This window comes from Arabiibacter massiliensis (genome assembly GCF_902386925.1).
GTDB classification, from domain to species: domain Bacteria; phylum Actinomycetota; class Coriobacteriia; order Coriobacteriales; family Eggerthellaceae; genus Arabiibacter; species Arabiibacter massiliensis.
Genome location: NZ_LR698996.1, coordinates 3,185,449 through 3,207,114, shown reverse-complemented (window position 1 = coordinate 3,207,114; position 21,666 = coordinate 3,185,449). Strand labels below are relative to the sequence as shown.

Genomic DNA, 21,666 nt, shown 5'->3' with positions numbered 1-21,666 from the left:
GGAGGGCTGGCGCGACGTCCACCAAGCGAGTTCCGCAGCGCAGCGAGGACTGTCCGAGCGACTGGGCGTTGCGCCAGCCCTCCGCGTCGGCAACGAAAGCCCTAAGCCCATGACCACCGATCGACGTTGTTCACGAGCGACCAACCGTGGCCGTGCGGGTGGGGCTTCTGCTCGGCCACCTTGAGGTTCTCCTTCGCGAAGTACAAATGGTCGATGTTCGCGAACCACACCCAAGGGGCGTCACCCTGCGGCGCGAAACCTTCCTTGCCGTCCCACTGGGCCTTCTTCCACAGCTCGAACGAGTCCTCCACGCGCGGCTGCGCCAGCGCTTCGTCCAGGTACCGGTCGGTGGAGGCGTTCTCGTAGCAAGCGTAGTTGCCCGTGCCCTTGGAGTAGAACAGGTTGTACGTCTCGGTGGGGGCGTTGGTACCCCAGCCCCACACCACCGGGTCGCTGAACTGGTGTGGATAGAGGTCGTCCCAGCTCGCGCCCTTGATGGACACCTCGATGCCCAGCTCCTTCATCTGGTTGGAGAACTCCTCGGCGATACCCTGGCGCACGGTGTCGCCAGCCGAGTAGTACAGGTTGAACGCCGCGCGCACGCCATCCTTCCCGCGGATGCCGTCGCCGCCCAGCGCCCAGCCGGCGTCGTCGAGCAGCTTCTTCGCGCGCCCGACGTCGGTCGCGCACTTCATGTCGGGGGACGACCACGGCATGCCGTCGCCTACGCTATAGGCCACGGTGCCGAAGCCGTTCAGAACGTTCTCGATCATGCGCTCGCGGTCCACGCCGTAGTTGATGGCCTGGCGCACGGCCAAGTCGCAGGTCACGTCGTTGCCCGCGGCGGCCTGGCCCTTCTCGTCGGTCTTCGACGCGCCCGCGGGGATGGTGGGCAGCGAGATGCCGCGCGAGTCCACCGACGCGCAGTTCAGCAGGTCGTAGCCCGCCGGCTGCTGCGCCGCGAACGTCGCGGAAGTGTAGGCCACGTCCACCTGGCCCGACTGCGCTGCCGCGAGCGAGGCGTCCTCCTCCATGAACACAGCCACCACGCGCTGGATCTTCGGCGCGTCGCCGTAATAGTCAGGGTTCGCACGCAGGATGACCTGCTGGCCGCGGTCCCACTGCTCCAGCATATAGCGGCCGCTGCCGATGGGGCTCGCGCCGTAATCCTCGCCGTAAGCGTGCTGCGGCACGATGCCGATGACGGCCAGCGTGTACAGAAGCGCGTTGAACGGCTTGGCCATGACGATGACCACCGTGGCGTCGTCGGGCGCCTCGACGCGCTCCACCATGGACAGGTCGCACTCGGACGCCTCGGAGTCCCGGATGCCGTTCAGGGTGAAGGCCACGTCGCCCGCCGTGAGCGGGGTGCCGTCGGTGAACTTCACGTCGTCACGGATGGAGAACGTCCAGCGCATGCCGTCCTCGGAGCATTCGTAGGACGTGGCCAGGTCGTTCTTGAAGCTGAGGTCAGTGTCGGTGGTGATGAGTGTGGACTGGATGAGCGGCTCGTGCACGTGCTCGCCGCAGCCCCACGACACCAGGGGGTCGAAGCCCGCGGCCGGCTCGGAGCCCGTGGTCATGGACACGATCACCTGCGAAGGGGTCGCGTCGCCCGCACCTGTAGGCGCGCCCGGCTCGTCGCCGCCGCCCGCGCAGCCCGCCAGCACGCCGCCGAGCGAAAGCGTCGCCGCCCCCGCCCCCGCCAGCTTCGCGAACTGCCGCCGAGTGTGCCATATGAGATCCTCCCGCCCGCCAGGCCGCCCGTCCCGCGCTCCAACCCAGCATGTTACGATTCAAAATTGCGTAACACACTATACCACACGACGACCCTTCTGGGTGTTACGATTTCCAAATCCGTATCACCACATCCTGCGCGCTTCCAGCCGCGCTGTTTCGCATAAAACATTCGTACGCGCAAACAAATGTTTCACGTGAAACATCCGACACGCGCGAGGGCGCCCTTCTCGGAAGGGCGCCCTCGGATGCGACAGGGGAAGCGTGCCGCTCGTCTTGCGCAAGGCCTAGCGCGTGCCGCTCTGGAAGTCGACGCGCTCCATGGCCAGCTTGTAGTCCTTCGTCTCAGTGAACATCTCGTTGAAGTACGGGTTCTTCTTGAGCTTCATCGAGCGATAGAACACCGCCGCCACGCACGCCACATTGGCGATGAGCGCCAGGGCCGAGATCACGGTCATAGGCATCACGTTCACCGCGCCGTTGGTCATAACGCCGTCCGCGTACATGGCCGGCAGCACCGCAAACGGCGAGCCCGCCTCCATGAACAACGGGAACACCTGGGCGAACATGCACCAGAACAGAAGCGTATGGCCGCGGTTGGGAATCCAGGACCCCTTGTTCCACACGAAGGCGAGCACCGTCGGGGCGAGCAGCAGCGCCAAGCCGCAGTACCACGCGTGCGTCGGCAGGTTGTTGTAGGTGTAGGCGAAGTTCCACAGATCGTAGGCGATGATCCACACCCAGATGAGGTCGGCCCAGATGAGGTCGCGCCCGTCCTTGCCGATGCGCTTCGACACGTAAATGTGGTTCCACGCCGTAGTGCCCGCGATGCACAGCAGGCCCGCGATGGCGTTCATCACGTTGTGCCAGCCGCCGTAGAGCCACACGCCTTCGCTCGACAGATCCCACGCGTACCAGGCGTTGACGGCATGCTCGATATCGCTGGCCACCGCGATGAGGATGTTGATGTTCAGCATGAGCATGACGTTGTACGCGAACCACTTCTTCTTGCCGATGCCCCACTGGTAGCGCACCATGATGATGCCGATGCAGCTGCACGTGACCGCGTACAGCTTGGCGTAGTGGAACCACCCGTTCATGTACAGATGGGTCGGATTCTCAAGGGCCCACTGCGCCCCCATCGAGGCCCCCACGTTGATGGCCACGAAGTACACCGTCAAAAGCGCCGGCAGAATGAGCAGCAGGAAGATGCCCGCCTTCTTGCTCTTGATGGAATAGTAGTTCAGGATCATCAAAATGGCGAAGACGGCGATCAGCCCGAACCATTGGAAGAGCGCGTTCTCTCCGTATACCTGAAACAGCATAGCTTTCCTCTCCTTCCTCTTTCGATTTCGCCCGCCCAGATCACCGGCAAGCCAAGCCTTCCCCTTTTGTGACCGAACGAACATCTGGTATTACCAGATAGAGACTATACCACCAGAAATAGAAGAAAAAAGGAATTGATTTACCAGCAGTTTTAGGAGAAGATATTCAGTGACAAATTCAGCAATGTACTGGTAATACCAATTGCCAGCAGATGAAACGAGCACGCCATGGAATTCAAAAGGATCGCCTCCCCCAGCCTGAAGAAGCTCTTCGTCAGCCAGATCGAGCACATGATCCTGTCAGGTGAGCTGACCCCCGAAGATCAGCTGCCCTCGGAACGCGAGCTGGCCGACCTCATGGGCGTCAGCCGGCCGGTGGTGAATGCGGGCATCCTCGAGATGGCGGCTAAGGGGTTCCTGGAAATCAGGCCGCGCAAGGGCGTGTTCGTCTGCGACTACCGTCGCACCGGGTCGCTCGAGACGCTCATATCCATCATGGAGTACCACGGCGGGCTGCTGCCCCGGCGCGAAGTGCGCTCGCTGCTGGAGATCCATCTGGCCATCCTGGAGCTCAGCCTGCGGAAGTCCTTCGAAACGCTTTCGGACAAGGACGTCTCAGAGCTCAAGCGGCGCCTCGACGCCCTCGAGACCGGCGCGACGCCGCAGGAGACCGCTGAGCGCTGCTACGAGTTCGACCATGAGCTGAACTGCCTGAGCGGCAACTCGATCTCTCCTTTGCTCACCCACTCGTTCAAGCAGCCCTGCGTGGCGCTCTGGGCGGAGTACGGCCGCCGCCACGGCATCGAGCTTCTGAAAGAGCACCGCCGAACGCTCTGGGAGCACGCACGTGACCGCGACAGAGACGCCGCCATCGCGCACCTGCACCAAGTGTTCGACGACGCCCTCGAGGGCAGCCGCCAGATCTACCGCGACTAAAATGGCATAAAAGGGGACGGTCCCCTTTTATGCCATTTGGGGCGCCTCGCCGGTTTCGAGGATGCGGAGGAGCGCCGCTTCGTCCAGCACGGGGACGCCGAGGGACACGGCCTTGTCGTACTTGCTGCCGGCGGCCTCGCCGGCCACGACGTAGTTTGTCTTCTTCGACACGCTGCCGGACACCTTCGCGCCGCGGGCCTTCAGCGCCGCGCCGGCCTCGTCGCGGGTCATACCGCTCTCAACAAGCGAGCCGGTCAGCACGAACGTGAGGCCCGCGAGGGTCTGCGGCAGCTGCTCGGCCGCGTCGCCCGCCTCGTCGGCCATCGCCACGCCGCGCTTCTGCAAACGCTCGATGACGGCCACGTTGTCGGGCGTGCGCAGGAACAGGTACACGCTGTGCGCGATCTTCGGGCCCACGCCGTCGATGGCGGCCAGGTCCTCCTCGCCCGCCTCCATGAGCGCCTCCATCGTCGGGTACGCCGCGGCCAGAAGCTCAGCGATGGTCTTGCCCACATGGCGCATCCCCAGGCCGAACAGCGCGCGGGCGAACGGGCGCGTGCGGCTGCCGTCGATGGCGGCCACGAGCTTCTTCGCCACCGTCTCGCCCAGACGTATCGGCTCGCCGTCCTTGTTCACGCGGCCCATGTCCAGAAGCGCCAGCTCCACCTCGTCGAGCGTGTAGTAGTCGGCCACGTCGGTGAGGCGCCCGCTTTCCACCAGGCGCGACACGATCTCATCGCCCATGCCGTCGATGTCCATGGCCCCGCGGCTCGCCCAGTGCAGCAAGCGCTCCAAAGCCTGCGCCGGGCAGTCGATGGAGATGCAGCGGAAGTCCACCTCGCCCTCCTCGCGGATGACGGGGCTCCCGCACGACGGGCACGAGGGTGGCATGTGCCACACCGCCGCGTCGGCCGGGCGCAGCGCGAGCACCGGTCCCAGCACCTCGGGGATCACGTCGCCCGCCTTGCGCACGATGACGGTGTCGCCCACGCGCACGTCCTTGCGCTGGACCTCGTCCTCGTTGTGCAGCGTCGCGCGCGCCACGGTGGAGCCGGCCACCGACACCGGATCCATCTCGGCCACGGGCGTGAGCTTGCCCGTGCGCCCCACCTGCACGGTGATGTCGCGCAAAAGCGTGGTCTTCTCCTCGGGCGGGAACTTGAACGCGATGGCCCACCTCGGCGCGCGGGCGGTGTAGCCCATCGACTCCTGCTGCGCGAACGAGTTCACCTTCACCACCACGCCGTCTATCTCGTAGGGCAGGCTGTCGCGCCGCTCCACGGCGCGCTCGCAGAACGCGTGCACCGCCTCGCGCGTTTCGCAGAGCTCCACGTCGGGGTTCACATGGAAGCCCGCCTCGCGCAGCCACGCCAGAAGCTCCCACTGGCCCTCGGCGGCCAGCGCGCGCTCGTCGGCCGTGGCATACAGAAACGTCGAAAGGTCGCGCATCGCCGTGATGGCGGGGTCCTTCTGCCGCAGGCTGCCCGCGGCGGCGTTACGCGGGTTCGCGAACGCGGCCTTGCCGTTGGCCTCGGCGGCGGCGTTGAGCGCGTCGAAGCTGGACTTCGGCATGTACACCTCGCCGCGCAGCTCAAGCGGCGCGTCGGCGTCGCGCAATGCCGCGTTCGCCTCGGGCCGCAGGCGCAGCGGCACGTCCTTCACCGTGCGCATGTTGGCGGTCACGTCCTCGCCGGTGGTGCCGTCGCCGCGCGTGGCGGCCCGCACCAGACGCCCACCCTCGTACGTGAGGGCGATGGACGACCCGTCGATCTTCAGCTCGCAGCACACCGGCACCATGCGCCCGAACGCCTCCTCCACGCGCTCGAGCCACGCGTCCAGCTCGCCCAGGTCCATGGCGTTGTCGAGCGAGTACATGCGCCGCGCGTGCCGCACCGGCGCGAACTGCTCGCCCACGTAGCCGCCCACGCGCTGGGTGGGGCTCGCCGCGTCGTAGAACTCGGGGTGCGCCGCCTCCAGCTCGCGCAGCTCGCGCATGAGCGAGTCGAACGCGCCGTCGGATATCTCGGGCGCGTCCTGCGCGTAGTATAAATAGGTATGGTGCTCGATCTCGCGCCGCAGCTGCTCGATGCGCGCGCCGGGGTCGCTCGTCGCCTCCGCAAGCGCCCGCTCGTCGAGAAGAGATCGCTGTTCGTCTGCCATGCTCGCCGCCGTTTCATGCCATCGGGAAGAGGGCCCCGAAACTCTCCGGGGCCCTCGCTTGTTTTCCTCGCGATTTTACCACGCGCGGGCGCGTACCGAGCGTGCGGCCCAAAGTTTCACCATACGGTGAACGCCCTCGGCCGGCAGCGGCGGCGTCAGGCCATCATCGCCTTGCCCGCATTCCACCCGTACATGACCAGCGACACGCCGCGCATCAGGATGAACACCGACAGGAAGATGCTGAACGACGCCGGCGCCACGAAGAACGTGATGCCGCAGAGCGCGCTCACGATGCCGGAGAACAGCATCCAGCCCCACATCGGCACGCCGGTCTTGCGGATGCGGAACGCGCCGATGATCTCGAACACGCCGAACACCAGGAAGAACGCCCCGATGACCCACGGTATGACGGCGGCGAAGGCAAGCGGATGCAGCAGGAACATGAGGCCGATCACGATGTCGAGCACCGCATAGGCGATGGCCCATCCCGACAGGTCCATCACCTTGCGGAACCGCACGTAGTTGATGATGTCGAAGATGCCGGACACGAGGAAGGCCGCGCCCGCGATGGCCGTGATGGTAACGAGCGTGAGTCCCGGGGCCACCAGGAAGAAAAACGCGCACAGGACGAGCAGGATGCCCGCGATCACCAGGCCCCAGTCGTGCTTTTTCGTCGTATCCATGTCGTTCGCTCCTTTAGCTTGTCGCGTGTCTGTGATGAGGACGATCAGGATAGTGTAGCGCCAAGCCCCGCCCGAGGACAACCTGGCAGGCGAGCCGTTTTCGCGCCGTAACGTACCGCTTTCCCGCCGGAGCCGCGCACAGCGGAGCTACAGCGCGGCGAGGGCTGCGGGAATGGCCTCGATCACGTCCTCGGCCGTGACGCAGACGGCTGTGAGGCGCTCCTCGGCCGCGCGGCCGGCCAGCGCATGGAGCGTCGTCCCCAACGCGGCGGCGTCGAGCGGATCGAGCCCCTGCGCCAGAAGCGCGCCTGTCATACCCGCCAGCACGTCGCCGGTGCCGGCCTTCGCGAGCGCCGGCGTGCCGAGGGCCATGCGCACCGTCTGCTCGCCGTCGGAGATGACCGTCTCCGGCCCTTTCACCACGGCCACGACGCCGTAGGCGAGCGCGAGGGAGCAGGCCAGCTCGGCGGGGTCGGCGACAGGCAGGCCGAACGGAGCCGCCAGGCGCGCTGCTTCCCCCGCGTGCGGCGTCACCACGGTCGGCCATCCCAGGATGAAGCGGCGCTTGAGCAGGCGCTGGCCCTTCTTCGTGGCGAGCGCCTGCAAGCCGCCGCCGTCCACGAGCACCGGCGCCTCGGCGCGCTTGAGGACGAAGTGCACGAGGCGCGCGGCTTCGTCGTCCTGCGCGTCGAAGCCGCTGCCCACAACGTAGGCGCACGGCTTGCCGGCCCGCGAGGGCGCGAGGTCGACCGTCGCGAGGCCCTCCGTCGGGCGCACCACAAGCGACGGCGAGCAAGCGCGCACGAGCCCCACGACCTCCGGTGCCGTGACCACCTCGGTGTAGCCCGCGCCCATGCGCTGCGACGCGCACGCCACCAGGCACGCGGCGCCGGGATAGCGCGCGCTGCCCACCACGGCCGTCAGCTTCCCGCGCGAGTACTTGTTCGCCTCGCGCGCCGGGAAGGGCACGAGCGCCAGCAGCTCGTCAGGGGTGTATTCGCGTACGTCGACCATGGGAAACCGCCCTTCGTCGTGGCTTTCGCGCTATTGTAGCGCGCCCGCAGGGAGAGCGCATGGAGAACGAGCCCGAACCTTGCCCGTTTCCAACGCGGATCCAGCAGGAATCAAGCGGATTTCCAGCGCGGATCCAGCGGAAATCCAGCAGGAATCCAGCACCCGAAAACTCCACATCCCCCCAGCTCAGAACCATGCTACACTCCCGCCATGAACATCGTCCTCACCCACACCACCGCCCTCGAATACTGGCGAATCGCCAGAACATTTCCCGTGCCCCAGCCCCAGGATTCCCGGATCTGCACGCCCGGAGGCGCATTGTCGGACGCCGAGGCCCGAAGCCTTTGCTCCGCCTTGCCGCTCTCGTCGCCCATCCACCTTCTCGTGAGCGCGAACGCTAAAAGATCCCGCTCGAAATCCGTCGTCTTCCATACACGCGACGAGCGCTTGCCCAGCGGATCCCTTGCCGTTGTGGGCGACGGCCACCTCATTTCCTCGCCCGGGCTCTTGCTCACACAGGAGGCGCAGAGCGTCGATACCGTCGAGCTCGTCTTCTTGGGACATGAGCTCTGCGGAACCTATTCGACCATCGAGGCGCCTCCGGAGATGAGGTACGGGCAGACCCCGAAAACCACCCTCGCACGATTACGGGCCTTTCTTGACAGGGCCGACGGATTACGCGGCGTGAAGCAGGCCAGAAGAGCGGCGCGCTACATCCTGCCCAATTCGGCATCCCCTGCCGAAAGCGCCCTCTCGATGGCTTTCACCTTGCCGAACCTCCTCGGAGGAGCCTCGTTGTCGAGCCCTCGGCTCAACTACCGGATCGACCCTGGGAAAAATGCGAGGAGGGACGTGGGGCAAGACTACTACACCTGCGACCTCTTCTGGGAGAAGGCTCGCCTCGCCGTTGAATACGACAGCGACCTCTTTCACACAGGCTCGCACCGCATCGCGCAGGACTCCAAGCGCCGCGACGATCTCGCTCGTCTCGGGATCACCGTGCTTACCGTCACGACCAGGCAGTTCTCAAACTTTCAAGAGTTCACCCGATTGGTGGGCACCGTTGCGAAGCTGCTCGGCGAGCGCCTCCAGCCGCGCGACAAGGATTTTGCCACGCGCCAGATCCGACTCCACTCCCTCCTTTGGAGCCTGCTCTCGCAACGCCCGACCCAGCCCGCCCTCGCCGAAAACGTTGCCGGCACGATAGCGCGAGCGACCGCATGGGGTTCGCAAGTCCGTGCAGCTGATCCTCGGTTTTCTGTTCAAAATTTTCGATAAAGGGAACATCCTCGGGCGAATCCTGCGCAAAATGATGGCGTCGGACAAGTGCGCCTCCCGCCACCCCCTGACGAACAGGCAAAACGCACACGCAAAACGCGGTGAAGAAGCGACGCCGGTTTTTTACCGCAATTTTTGCACAGAAATCAGGATATCCGTTGCACGGAGCCGAACTCGAGGGAGCGCGAAGGCGGGAGCCCCCTCTCCCGCACCGCAAAAGGGCCGCCGGATCGCTCCGGCGGCCCTTCGGGTCACAGCAGGTTGCGCGCGAGCCTTACGCCTCGGCGTAGAGGTCCTTCAGCTTCAGCAGGTGCTCGTAGCGATCCATGGCCGCCTTCTCGTTGCGCTCGAACAGCTCGCCGGCGCGCTCGGGGAACTCGCGGGTCAGGCGGCTGTAGCGGGCCTCGTTCATGAGGAACTCCTGGTAGCCGCCCGCCGGCTCCTTGGAGTCCAGCACGAACTTCTTGCCCGCCGGCGCGACCGGGTTGAAGCGGAACAGGTTCCAGTAGCCGCAGTCCACGGCCTTCTTCATCTCGTCCTGGCAGTTGGCCATACCGCCCTTGATGGAGTGCATCTCGCACGGCGAGTAGCCGATGATCAGCGACGGCCCCGGATAGGCCTCGGCCTCGGCGATGGCCTTGATGGTCTGGGCCGGCTTCGCGCCCATGGCCACCTGCGCCACGTACACGTAGCCGTAGCTCATCGCGATCTCGGTGAGGCTCTTCTTCTTGATGTCCTTGCCGGCGGCGGCGAACTGCGCCACCTGGCCGATGTTGGACGCCTTGGAAGCCTGGCCGCCGGTGTTGGAGTACACCTCGGTGTCGAACACGAACACGTTCACGTCCTGGCCCGACGCCAGCACGTGATCCAGCCCGCCGTAGCCGATGTCGTAGGCCCAGCCGTCGCCGCCGAAGATCCAGACGGACTTCTTGGTCAGGTACTCCTTGTTCTCAAGGATGGCGGCGGCCAGCTTATTGCCGGACGCGAGCTCCTCGAGAGCCTCCACGTACACCGCAGCGGCCTCTTTGCCCAGCTCGGCGTTGTCGCGCGCATCGAGCCACGCCTGGGCGGCGGCCTTCACGGCGTCGCTTGCGTCGGAGGCGAGCAGCGCCTCGGTGTCGGCCACCAGCTTGGCGCGCACGGCCTCGTGCCCGAGCAGCATGCCCAAGCCGTGCTCGGCGTTGTCCTCGAACAGCGAGTTCGACCACGCCGGGCCATGGCCCTCGGCGTTCACCGTGTAAGGCGAGGTGGCCGCCGGGCCGCCCCAGATGGACGAGCAGCCGGTGGCGTTCGTGATGTACATGCGGTCGCCGAACATCTGCGTGACGAGCTTCGCGTACGCCGTCTCGGCGCAGCCGGCGCAGGCACCGGAGAACTCGAGCAGCGGCTGCTTGAACTGGCTGCCCTTGACCGTGGCGTCCTCGAGCTCGGGCTTGGCGGACACGTAGTCCACGCACCAGTCGAAGACCTCCTGCTGGGCGAGCTGCGTCTCCGCGCCCACCATGGAAAGCGAATCCGACGGGCACACGTTCACGCACACGCCGCAACCCATGCAGTCGAGCGGCGAGACGGCCAGCGTGTACTGCATGCCGGCCGCAGCCTTGCCCTTCGCGGGCACCATGACGGTGGCGGCCGGAGCGTCGGCGGCCTCGGCCTCGGTCAGCGCGAACGGGCGGATGGTGGCATGCGGGCACACGAAGGCGCACTGGTTGCACTGGATGCAGGTGGAGGCGTCCCACGCAGGAACGCTCACGGCCACGCCGCGCTTCTCGTAAGCGGCCGCGCCCTGCTCGAACTGGCCGTCGGCATGGTCGAGGAACGCGGACACGGGCAGGCGGTCGCCGTCCATGCGGCCCACCGGCTCCATGATCTCGCGCACCATCTTCACCACTTCGGCGCGGCCCGCAAGCGCGGGGGCCTCGCCCTCGTCCACCGCGTCGGCCCAGCTGGCCGGCACGTCAACCTGCTTGAACGCCGTGGCGCCCGCGTCGATGGCGCGGTGGTTCATATCCACGACGTCCTGGCCCTTCTTCAGGTAGGACTTCGTGGCCGCGTCCTTCATGTACTGGATGGCCTCCTCCTGCGGGATGACGCCGGCCAGCGTGAAGAACGCCGACTGCAGGATGGTGTTCGTGCGCTTGCCCATGCCGATCTCGCGGGCGAGGTCGATGGCGTTGATGGTGTAGAGCTTGATGCCGTTGGTGGCGATGTAGCGCTTGGCCTCGGCGTTCAGGTGGTGCTCAAGCTCCTCGGGCGTCCACTGGCAGTTGATCATGAACGAGCCGCCCGGCTTCACGTCGTTCACCATGCGGAAGCCCTTGGTGACGTAGGAGGGGTTGTGGCAGGCCACGAAGTCGGCCTTGTTCACGTAGTAGGTGCTGCGGATGGGCGAGTCGCCGAAACGCAGGTGGCTGATGGTCACGCCGCCGGTCTTCTTCGAGTCGTACTGGAAGTAGGCCTGCACGTACTTGTCGGTGTGGTCGCCGATGATCTTGATGGAGTTCTTGTTCGCGCCCACGGTGCCGTCGCCGCCGAGGCCCCAGAACTTGCACTCGATGGTGCCCGCGGCCGCCGTGTTGGGGCTGGCCGGATCCTCGGGCAGGGACAGGTTGGTGACGTCGTCGACGATGCCCACGGTGAACTCGCGCGCCGGGGCGTCCTTCTCGAGCTCGGTGTAGATGGCGAACACGCTGGAGGGCGGGGTGTCCTTCGAGGCCAGGCCGTAGCGGCCGCCCACCACGGTGAGGTTCGCGCGGCCCTCGTGCGCAAGCGCGTTCACGACGTCCATGTACAGCGGCTCGCCGAGCGCGCCCGGCTCCTTCGTGCGATCCATGACGGCGATCTTCTGCACGGTGGCGGGGAGCGCCGCCACGAACTTCTCGCTCACGAACGGGCGGTACAGGCGCACCTTCACGAGGCCCACCTTCTGGCCGTTGGCGTTGAGGTAGTCCACGACCTCCTCCACCACGTCGCAGAACGAGCCCATGGCCACGATCACGCGGTCGGCGTCGGGCGCGCCGTAGTAGTTGAACAGCTCGTAGTTCGTGCCGAGCTTGGCGTTCACCTGGTGCATGTAGTCCTCGACCACGGCCGGCAGCGCGTCGTACACGCCGTTGCAGGCCTCGCGGTGCTGGAAGAAGACGTCGCCGTTCTCGTGGCTGCCGCGCATGGCGGGGCGCTCGGGGTTGAGCGCGTGCTCGCGGAACTCGCGCACCGCGCCCATGTCGCACATCTCGGCCAGGTCGTCGTAGTCCCACACGGCGATCTTCTGCACCTCATGCGACGTGCGGAAGCCGTCGAAGAAGTTGATGAACGGCACGCGGCCCTTGATGGCGGCCAGATGCGCCACGGCGGAAAGGTCCATGACCTCCTGGACGTTGGTCTCGGCGAGCATGGCGAAGCCGGTCTGGCGGCAGGCCATGACGTCGGAGTGGTCGCCGAAGATGGAGAGCGCCTGGGTGGCCACGGTGCGCGCGCTCACATGGAGGACGCACGGCAGCTGCTCGGCGGCGATCTTGTACATGTTGGGGATCATGAGGAGCAGGCCCTGGGAGGCCGTGTAGGTGGTGGTCAGCGCACCGGCGGCGAGCGAGCCGTGCACCGCGCCCGCGGCGCCGCCCTCGGACTGCATCTCGCACACCTTCACCGTGGTGCCGAAGATGTTCTTCTTGCCCGCAGCGGACCACTGGTCCACGAGGTCGGCCATGGGGCTCGACGGCGTGATGGGATAGATGCCCGCCACCTCGGTGAACGCGTAGGAGACGTACGCCGCGGCGTTGTTGCCGTCCATCGATTTGAATTCTCGTGCCATAGTTTCCTCTCCTTTGAAGGGATGCCCCTCGCTCAAAGAGCCATTCGTGCAACAGAGTATAGCGCACACTATGATACCAGTAAGGATTCGCGCATCGGAAGGGCGCGGCCCGCGGGCAGCACGCCGGTCGCCGCAATCGGCAAACGGCCCCAAATGTGGCGGCGACGTGAAGCGGGGGGCGTGACAGGGGGACGGGGATATTGTCACATTCCCCGACGGGCAACGGCCCCGAAGCTCACACGAGAATGTGACAATATCCCCGTCCCTTTGTCACGCCCATCCCCATAAGAAAGGGGCCCGCGCGATGCGGGCCCCCGGAAAGCCTAGCTCGGAACGCTCGTCCTTACTGCGCGACGCTCGCGCCCAGGAACACGAGGCCCGTGGTGGCGATGGGCTTGTAGCCCGAGATCATGCTGCTCTGGTAGCCCGTGGCCAGCTCGCGATGGAACAGCGGGTACAGCGGCACTTCCTCGGACAGCAGGTCGAAGCACTGGTTCCAGATCTCCTGCTGCTTCTTGGCGTCGGTCGCCTCGCGCGCCTGCTGCATGAGGGTCTGGAGCTCCTCGAACTTGCCGTCGCCGGCCTTCTTCCAGCACGTACGGCCCTGGGTCCAGATGTTGTCGCCGTACCACCAGCTCATGAGCAGGTCGGGGTCGTTGCCGAAGCAGGTGGGGTCGCCGGGGGTGAGCATGACGTCGTACGCCAGCTCGCTGTCGGACTCGGCGTACTCGCTCCAGTTGATCTTCTGCTCGGCGTTGGTCATCGTGATGCCCGCAGCCTTGAGGTCCTCCTGGATCTGGGCGGCGAGATCCTTCACCCAGTTGTTGTTGGTGACCATCGTGAACTCAAGGTTCTCCACGCCGGCCTCGGCGAGCAGGCTCTTTGCCTTCTCCACGTCGTGCTCGTACACCATGGAGGCCTTGTGGTAGTTCGCATGGTCCTCAGGCAGGAAGCCCGTCACCTTGGAGGCATGGCCGGCAAGCTGGTTGTTGATGAGCTTCTCGGTATCGATGGCATAGAAGAACGCCTGGCGCACGCGCGGGTCGTTGAACGGCTTCTTCTGCGTGTTGAACATGAGGAACGCCTGGTTGAAGCCCTGCAGGTAGTCGACCGACGCGCCGGAGGCGATCAGCTGGTCGGCGTTGGCGTCGGGCACGCTCTCCATGACCTGGACCGAGGCCTCCTGCAGCGCGGTGGTGCGGGCCGTGGAGTCGAGCACGATGTTCCACTCCATGGAGTCGGCCGTGGGGGTCATCGAGCCGGCGTAGTTCGGGTTCGGCACGAACTTGATGGTGCCGCCGTCGTCGCCGTTGATGCTGTCGTACATCCAGGGGCCGGAGCCGATGGGCTTGGTCTTCAGCTGGTCGTCGGTGAGCGAGGCGGGGTACACCTTCACCACGGACAGACGGCCCTTGAGCAGGGCGTCGAAGGGGTACTTCAGCTTGATGGACACGGTCTTGTCATCCTTGGCGGACACGCCGTCGATGAACGACAGGAACGCGCCGCAGGTGGCGTCGGCCATGTTCACCTCGAAGGCGTTCACCACGTCGGCCGTGGTCACGTCCGAGCCGTCGGAGAACTTGGCGCCGTCGCGCAGCGCCACCTCGTACTCGGTGTCGGACACCTTCGTGGGCTCGCCGGCCGCGAGCGCGTTGTACGTCTTGTACGTGTGCAGGTCGAGGTCGTAGAGGCCCTCGAACACGTGCCACGTGGCCGCCAGCATGAGGGCGGAGCCGCCGTTCAGGCCGCGCGGGTCGACGTTCGTGCTCGTGTAGGCGCACGCGCCCGTCAGGGTGCCGCCCGACGCGGGGGCCGCGGTGGAGCCGCCCTCGGGAGCGGGAGTGGAGCCGCCCTCGGTGCTGCCCCCGCCGCCGCATCCGGCGAGCGTGAGGCCGGCCGCCGCAGCGGCCACGGCGCTGCCCGCCAAGAACGTACGACGGGTCAAAGCTGCTTTGTTCTGCTGTTCCATAGGTTTCCCTCCATTTCGGTTCCGGGGCGCGAGGGCCCCGAGGTATGTGCGTGTTTGAGCACGCGCACAACAGCGGTACCCATTATCGGGGAAAACCCGGAAAAAATAAAGAACCCTTGTGAAGTACTTAGCGATGATTGAGGCTCTAAGCGAACGCATGATCTGGAAAAACCGTGCTCGCATGCGTCGCAGGCCGCAAAAGAAACATATCGTCAACGAAATGCCAACGGCGGCGTACGCGCCGCAGACGTTGCGCGCGCCCCTCTGCGCGCCGGCGCCGCGGACACCGGTGCCGGCCGCAGCGCAGCCCGCGCGAAGCCCCCGGCCCCGAAATCGATTGCGGCCCGCAGGGCCAAACCGACCGACCCGCTAATTCCCGCCGATAATCTGCGCGTTCTCATATAGAATACAGAGTGGCTGCCCGTCTTGCCGTCCATGGGGACATGCGCGCCAAGACGGACAGCCGGCACTGTTGTCGACGAGAGCCTTGATAGCGGAAAGGGGGAACCGGTGAGCAACCTGTTACGCCTGATCGGCCGACGCCTCATAGCGCTGCCCATCATGATATTCGGTGTCACCATCCTCGTGTTCTTCATCATGTCGCTCTCCCCCATCGACCAAGCGTATTCGGTCCTGGGAGAGAACGCCACGGAAGAACAGGCCCAGCAGTACCGCGAGGAGCACGGTCTGAACGACCCCGTCCTCGTGCAGTACGGCAACTTCATGGTTGGGCTTGCCAAGGGAGACCTGGGGACGTACGGCGCCAACAGCGCCTCGGTGGCCGATCGCATCGGCGAAGCGCTGCCCGTCACGCTGCAGCTGACGTTCTTCGGACTCATCATAGGCGTGGTGGTGGCCGTCATCTTGGGCGTGATCTCGGCCCTGTACCGAGATCGATGGCCCGACCAGATCATCCGCGTGTTCTCCATCGCCTGCATCGCCACGCCCTCGTTCTGGCTCGCGGTGCTCATGATCCTCTTGTTCTCCTCCATGCTGCACGTGCTGCCCGCCTCCGGGCCCCTGCCGGCGTTCACCGACGACCCGAGCGGCTGGCTCCTTCGCATGGCCATGCCGGCGATCGCCCTGGGCGTGCCGGTGTCCGGCCAGCTCACGCGCGTGATCCGCACGTCCATGGTGGAGGAGCTCGACCGCGACTACGTGCGCACCGCGCTCGGCGCCGGCATCCCGAAGAGCGTCGTGGTGGCCCGCAACGTGCTGCGCAACGCGCTCATCACGCCGGTCACGGTGCTCGGCCTGCGCATCGGCTACCTCATCGGCGGCGCCGTGGTCATCGAGGTCATCTTCAACCTGCCCGGCATGGGCATGGCCATCCTCTCGGGCATCCAGTCCAGCTACACGATGCTCGTGCAGGGCGTCGTGCTGGTGGTGGCCGTCACGTTCATCATCATCAACATCATCGTGGATATGCTCTATATCCTGATCGATCCGCGCATCAGGACGGTGTGACATGGTCAAGCTACGAGAAAACACAACCGCGAAGCTCGAGAACCCCGGCAAGGTGCACTTCCGCCGCTGGAAAGCCATGTCCATCGGCTCGCGCATCTCCCTCATCGTGCTCATCCTGGTGGTGATGATCGCGGTGCTCGCCAACGTCATCGCGCCGCACGACCCCTACCAGATCTTCACGGCGCGCCAGGCGCCTGACGCGCAGTTCCTGTTCGGCACCGACGACAAGGGCCGCGACGTGCTCTCGCGCATGATGTACGGCGCGCGCTACTCGCTCGTCATCGGCCTGGGCGCCACGGCGTTCGCGCTTATCACCGGCTCCATCATCGGCGCCATCGCCGCGGTGTCGCGCAAGTGGGTGTCGGAAGTCATCATGCGCATCCTGGACGTCGTCATGTCCTTCCCCGGCATCGCCCTGGCCGCCACGTTCGTGCTGGTGTTCGGCAACTCGGTGCCCTCGCTCATCTTCGCCATCGGCTTCCTGTACATCCCGCAGATCGCCCGCATCGTGCGCGCGAACGTGGTGAGCGAGTACAACCAGGACTACGTGCGCGCCGTCGTCGTCTCCGGCGCCCGCGCCCCGTGGATCCTGTGGAAGCACGTCATCCGCAACTGCATCGCGCCGGTCATGGTGTTCACCATCGTGCTGGTGGCCGACGCCATCGTGTTCGAAGCGTCGCTGTCCTTCATCTCCGCCGGCATCCCCGAGCCTACGCCCACCTGGGGCAACATCCTCTCGGACGCCCGCGGCGGCGTGCTTTCCGGCCGCTGGTGGCAGGCGCTGTTCCCGGGCCTGGCCATCATGATCACGGTGCTGTGCCTGAACATCCTGTCCGAGGGCATCACCGACGCCATGGCCGCCGCCCCGAAGGCCCCGGTCAAGGCCGATGACGCCGCCGTGCGCGCCAACCGCGAGGCCGACCGCATGGTTGCCGACCCGACGCTGGCCTACGCCGCCCAGGCCGAGATGCTCGAGAAGCGCCTGTCCGATCTGCGCGCCATGGAGAACAAGCGCAACGACCGCTTCGAGGCGCGCACCGACGTGCCGCCCATCCTGGAGGTCAAGGACCTCTGCATCAAGTTCCCCCGCCACGGCGACGTGAACGTGGTCGACCACGTGAGCTTCGTCGTGCGCCCGCGCCAGACCATGGGCCTCGTGGGCGAGTCGGGCTGCGGCAAGTCCATCACGTCGCTCACCATCATGGGCCTGCTCGACCCGAAGGCCACGGTCGCCGGCGAGGTGCTCTACGACGGGCAGAACCTGCTGGATCTGAGCCAGAAGCAGCTCAACGACCTGCGCGGCCGCGAGATCGCCATGATCTACCAGGACGCGCTCTCCTCGCTCAACCCCTCCATGCTCATCAAGTCGCAGATGAAGCAGCTCACCAAGCGCGGCGGCACCCGCAGCGCCGAGGAGCTTCTGGAGCTGGTGGGCCTCGACCCGAAGCGCACGCTGGGATCCTACCCGCACGAGCTGTCGGGCGGCCAGCGCCAGCGCGTGCTCATCGCCATGGCGCTCACGCGCGACCCGAAGCTCATCATCGCCGACGAGCCCACCACGGCCCTCGACGTGACCGTGCAGAAGCAGGTCATCGACCTGTTGAACAAGCTGCAGAAGGAGCTGGGCTTCGCCATGGTGTTCGTGAGCCATGACCTGGCGCTGGTGGCCGAGGTGGCCAACTCCATCACGGTCATGTACGCCGGCCAGGTGGTGGAGCAGGGCCCGGTCACGGACATCCTGTGCCACCCGGTGCACGAGTACACGCGCGGCCTGCTGGGCTCGGTGCTGTCCATCGAGGCCGGCGGCGACCGCCTGCACCAGGTTCCCGGAAGCGTGCCCTCGCCGAAGGACTTCCCCGCCGGCGACCGCTTCACGCCGCGCTCGAGCCACCCCGACAAGGTGTCGCAGCTGCGCCCCGTGCTCAAGCGCGTGGCCGACTCCGACCACTATTACGCCGAGCTGCCTGACAGCGAGCTCAAGCGCCTCGGCATCAAGCCGTACGTTCCAGGAGGTGCCATCATATGAGCCAGAATGAAACGGTGAGGGAGGCGTCGGCCGGCACCGCCGTCGCGGCGGCCGGCGAGCCCACCCCCATCATCTTCCTCGACGATATCAGCGTGACGTTCAAGACGCGCACGGGATCGATCCTGCACCCCAACAAGGTGCAGGCGGTGCGCGGGCTCACCTTGAAGCTCATGCCGGGCGAGACGCTGGGCATCGTGGGCGAGTCCGGCTGCGGCAAGTCCACCACGGCCAACGTGATGTGCGGGCTGCAGGCCCCCACCACGGGCAAGGTGTACTTCAAGGGCCAGGACGTGACGAAGCGCACGGCCGACATGCGCCGCGTGATCGGGCGCGTGATCTCGGTGGTGTTCCAGGATCCGGCGACGGCCCTGAACGCCCGCATGAGCGTGCACGACCAGCTGCTCGACCCGCTCAAGGTGCACAAGGTGGGCGACAAGACCACCCGCGAGCAGCGCGTGCTCGAGCTCATCGAGATGGTGGGCCTGCCCGAGTCCGTGCTCGAGGCGCTGCCCGGGCAGCTCTCCGGCGGCCAGCGCCAGCGCGTGGCCATCGCCCGCGCGCTCTCGCTCAAGCCCGACGCCATCATCGCCGACGAGCCCACGAGCGCGCTCGACGTGTCGGTGCGCGCGCAGATTTTGAACCTGCTCATGGACCTGAAGCGCGACCTGGGGCTATCGATGGTGTTCATCAGCCACGACATCCAGACGGTGCGCTACATCTCCGACCGCATCATCGTGATGAACGCGGGCCAGGCGGTGGAGCGCGGCGCGTCCAAGGACGTGTTCGAGAGCCCGAAGGACGACTACACGCGGCTCCTCCTCGGCGCCGCCCCGTCGCTGCTCCATCCCGACCTGGGGAAGTAACTCATTGTTTAACACACAATCCACTGCAAAAAGCCACCGGTTTATTATCCGGTGGCTTTTTGCAGTAGGGATCTTCTAGCTAAACTAAAAAAGATCCTTGATCGAGACGCCGAGTCCATTTGCGATTTTGTACAAGGAATCAACTGTGGCATTAGCGCGACCATTTTCGACTGCACTAATATACGAGTAGTCCATTTCGATCATGAGTGCGAATTTTCGCACGGAAAGTCCTTGGGCAACACGCAACTTCTGAATGGTCGAGCCCAGCTCTACCCTGCTTTTTAACATTTCACATCTGATGGGACTTTCTTCCATAGGTGAAGCCTATGTGATACTATTTCTACTGTGTTGGGTTATAATCCAACAATTAGTAAGAGTATGCATATAAAGGAGGGGTAATGGCAGGAACAAAGCGTATGGCGATAATTGTTGCATTCGTAATTCTTTGTGGCTTGAGCGGATGCTCCACGGTATCAGATCAAAACAGCGTCAAATCGCCTTCGCCCGAAGCAAACGGAACTCAAAGTGAAAGCCAACCGACAGACTCCAACCGGCAAGCAGATTCAGACTACCTCACCTACAAACTCGATGAGCTTGGCAAGACCAAAGGCATGTTTTTTGTAGAGAGAGATGGAGTATGCACGACACTTTTGGGCTCCTACTCAATAAAGTTTAATGCGGACGATTGGACTTCCGCAGACGGTTCAATCATTGCAGATACCTTCACTACCATGTATTCAGGAGAGAGTGGAACCGAACACGCGCTACTGGTCAATCGCGACGAGGGCGATCGGCTGCTCACAACCAGTGAACCATCGTCGGAGGGATACGGCTTAGACCCTATCCGTGAAGCAGGTTATTGGCCAGGTTTTGAATTAAACGGCTACGAGATTGAAGAGATTGACGGACAGCCATCTTCTCCTTCGGATCATGGGATTACCGTATTCAACATGCATGCAGACGGACAAGTACTTGGTCCAAATAATTATTACCTATCAAACGTGTGGACCACCGCCGAAAAAAGCAGTTTTCAATTGGGATATTACGAAGACACTCTATGGGTTGAAAAAACTCTGAATATAGACACTTCCTATTATATTTCCGACAATGACGGCAATTGGATAAACATTCCTTTCGAGAAAACAAAGGACGGATATTTTATACTTGATATTTCCGACGTCCCGGCAGGATTGTATAACGCACATGGCTCTGAGAGCTATTACCTTCTTAATATAGTTTAAACCTCAAGCCAAATATAAAAATCGCAGTCAATCACTACTACCGCTCCCGATTCACTCTTTGACCGGGGGCGCTTTTTATGTGATGACCAGCGTGGTTTCGTTGACGTAGTAACCTGGTGATACTACCCTTTTACCGTTTGTACACAGACTTGAAAAGAGGCTGCATCCCCATGACAGATTCACCGTTTCGCGGCGTCATCCCCCCGGTCGTCATCCCGCTGACCGAGAAGCGCCAGCTCGACCTGGAGGCGCTCGAGCGCACCATCAACCGCATGATCGACGCCGGCGTCGACGGCCTGTTCTTCCTGGGCTCGTCGGGAGAGGTGGCCTTCCTCACCGACGCGCAGCGCTACCACGTGCTGCAGGAGGCCATCGCCATGGTGCACGGCCGCGTGCCGGTGATGGTGGGCATCATCGACATGGAGACGATGCGCGTCATCGACCAGGCCAAACGCGCCACCGGCTACGGCGTGGACGCGCTCGTGGCCACGGCTCCCTTCTACGCGCTCGGCGGCCCGAAGGAGGTGGAGCGCCACTTCCGCGCCATCCGCGAGAACACCGACCTGCCGCTGTTCGCCTACGACCTGCCGGCCTGCGTGCACACGAAGCTCGATCCCACGATGCTCGTGCGCCTTGGCGTCGACGGCGTGCTGCAGGGCGTGAAGGACTCCTCGGGCGACGACGTGAGCTTCCGCTGGCTCATGCTGCAGAACGAGGACGCGGGGCACCCGCTGCAGCTGCTCACCGGCCACGAGGTGGTGGTGGACGGCGCGTACCTGGGCGGCGCGGACGGCTCGGTGCCGGGGCTCGCGAACATCGACCCGGCCAGCTACGTGGAGCAGTGGCGCGCGGCGCAGGCCGGCGACTGGGCGCGCGTGAGCGAGATCCAGAACCACCTGGCCCGCCTCATGTTCGTGACGCGCGAGGTGAAGGCCACCGTGGGCTTCGGCGCGGGCGTGGGCGCGTTCAAGACGGCGCTGTGGCAGATGGGCGTGTTCAACACGAACCAGATGCGCGAGCCCGTGTGCGCGCTCGAGGGCGAGGACGTGGAGCACATCGTGACCGTGCTCAAGCGCGAGGGCCTTATGGACGCCGACGCGCCGATGCGCGAGTCGACGTGGGAGGCCTGCCCCATCGTCGGCTGCTCGAACTAAGG

15 protein-coding genes are annotated in these 21,666 nt (G+C 64.9%); 7 read left to right on the top strand and 8 right to left on the bottom strand.

Annotated elements, in window-relative coordinates; genetic code table 11:
- Positions 1-101 precede the first annotated feature (101 nt).
- Both FX134_RS13695 and FX134_RS13690 read right to left on the bottom strand, forming a co-directional pair.
- Complete coding sequence (locus tag FX134_RS13695; RefSeq protein ID WP_232050965.1) at positions 102-1,670, bottom strand: ABC transporter substrate-binding protein; 1,569 nt, start codon at positions 1,668-1,670, stop codon at positions 102-104.
- A gap of 354 nt (positions 1,671-2,024) precedes the next feature.
- Positions 2,025-3,062, bottom strand: coding sequence for a DUF5692 family protein (locus FX134_RS13690; RefSeq protein ID WP_080803144.1), 1,038 nt, complete (start codon positions 3,060-3,062; stop codon positions 2,025-2,027).
- Between the two features lie 228 nt (positions 3,063-3,290).
- Between FX134_RS13690 and FX134_RS13685 the strand changes: the two genes are divergently transcribed.
- The gene (locus FX134_RS13685) at positions 3,291-3,998 is read left to right on the top strand and encodes a FadR/GntR family transcriptional regulator (RefSeq protein WP_080803140.1); all 708 of its coding nucleotides are present in this window, start codon (positions 3,291-3,293) and stop codon (positions 3,996-3,998) included.
- Between the two features lie 27 nt (positions 3,999-4,025).
- On the opposite strand, the gene ligA is transcribed toward FX134_RS13685, so the two are convergent.
- The 3 genes from ligA to FX134_RS13670 form a co-directional block, all read right to left on the bottom strand.
- The gene (ligA, locus tag FX134_RS13680) at positions 4,026-6,158 is read right to left on the bottom strand and encodes an NAD-dependent DNA ligase LigA (RefSeq protein ID WP_080803137.1); all 2,133 of its coding nucleotides are present in this window, start codon (positions 6,156-6,158) and stop codon (positions 4,026-4,028) included.
- Positions 6,159-6,313: 155 nt separating this feature from the next.
- Positions 6,314-6,841 (bottom strand): HdeD family acid-resistance protein, encoded by a 528-nt coding sequence (locus tag FX134_RS13675; protein ID WP_080803134.1) that lies wholly within the window; start codon positions 6,839-6,841, stop codon positions 6,314-6,316.
- Positions 6,842-6,988: 147 nt separating this feature from the next.
- On the bottom strand, positions 6,989-7,855 hold the full coding sequence (locus tag FX134_RS13670) for an NAD(P)H-hydrate dehydratase (protein WP_080803131.1): 867 nt from the start codon (positions 7,853-7,855) through the stop codon (positions 6,989-6,991).
- 210 nt (positions 7,856-8,065) lie between these two features.
- Between FX134_RS13670 and FX134_RS13665 the strand changes: the two genes are divergently transcribed.
- Complete coding sequence (locus tag FX134_RS13665; RefSeq protein WP_143412210.1) at positions 8,066-9,133, top strand: hypothetical protein; 1,068 nt, start codon at positions 8,066-8,068, stop codon at positions 9,131-9,133.
- Between the two features lie 274 nt (positions 9,134-9,407).
- Here FX134_RS13665 and nifJ read toward each other — a convergent pair whose 3' ends face one another.
- Both nifJ and FX134_RS13655 read right to left on the bottom strand, forming a co-directional pair.
- Positions 9,408-12,944 (bottom strand): pyruvate:ferredoxin (flavodoxin) oxidoreductase, encoded by a 3,537-nt coding sequence (gene nifJ, locus FX134_RS13660; protein ID WP_080803123.1) that lies wholly within the window; start codon positions 12,942-12,944, stop codon positions 9,408-9,410.
- A 343-nt stretch (positions 12,945-13,287) separates the two neighbouring features.
- Entirely contained in the window at positions 13,288-14,913 is a 1,626-nt protein-coding gene (locus tag FX134_RS13655) for an ABC transporter substrate-binding protein (RefSeq protein WP_080803120.1), read from the bottom strand.
- Positions 14,914-15,423: 510 nt separating this feature from the next.
- Here FX134_RS13655 and FX134_RS13650 point away from each other — a divergent pair.
- Genes FX134_RS13650 through FX134_RS13640 form a run of 3 tightly spaced genes read left to right on the top strand, consistent with a single transcriptional unit; the run spans position 15,424 to position 19,269 of the window.
- Positions 15,424-16,380: an ABC transporter permease gene (locus FX134_RS13650; protein WP_080803117.1), complete on the top strand. Its 957-nt coding sequence runs from the start codon at positions 15,424-15,426 to the stop codon at positions 16,378-16,380.
- Position 16,381: 1 nt separating this feature from the next.
- Entirely contained in the window at positions 16,382-18,406 is a 2,025-nt protein-coding gene (locus FX134_RS13645; RefSeq protein WP_080803114.1) for a dipeptide/oligopeptide/nickel ABC transporter permease/ATP-binding protein, read from the top strand.
- Positions 18,403-19,269: an ABC transporter ATP-binding protein gene (locus tag FX134_RS13640; RefSeq protein ID WP_080803111.1), complete on the top strand. Its 867-nt coding sequence runs from the start codon at positions 18,403-18,405 to the stop codon at positions 19,267-19,269. Before FX134_RS13645 ends, FX134_RS13640 begins: the two co-directional genes overlap by 4 nt.
- Before the next feature lie 84 nt (positions 19,270-19,353).
- On the opposite strand, the gene FX134_RS15065 is transcribed toward FX134_RS13640, so the two are convergent.
- Complete coding sequence (locus FX134_RS15065; RefSeq protein WP_407641855.1) at positions 19,354-19,557, bottom strand: helix-turn-helix domain-containing protein; 204 nt, start codon at positions 19,555-19,557, stop codon at positions 19,354-19,356.
- 110 nt (positions 19,558-19,667) lie between these two features.
- Between FX134_RS15065 and FX134_RS13630 the strand changes: the two genes are divergently transcribed.
- The gene (locus FX134_RS13630) at positions 19,668-20,510 is read left to right on the top strand and encodes a hypothetical protein (RefSeq protein ID WP_143412209.1); all 843 of its coding nucleotides are present in this window, start codon (positions 19,668-19,670) and stop codon (positions 20,508-20,510) included.
- 170 nt (positions 20,511-20,680) lie between these two features.
- Entirely contained in the window at positions 20,681-21,664 is a 984-nt protein-coding gene (locus tag FX134_RS13625; RefSeq protein WP_080803105.1) for a dihydrodipicolinate synthase family protein, read from the top strand.
- Positions 21,665-21,666: the final 2 nt, after the last annotated feature.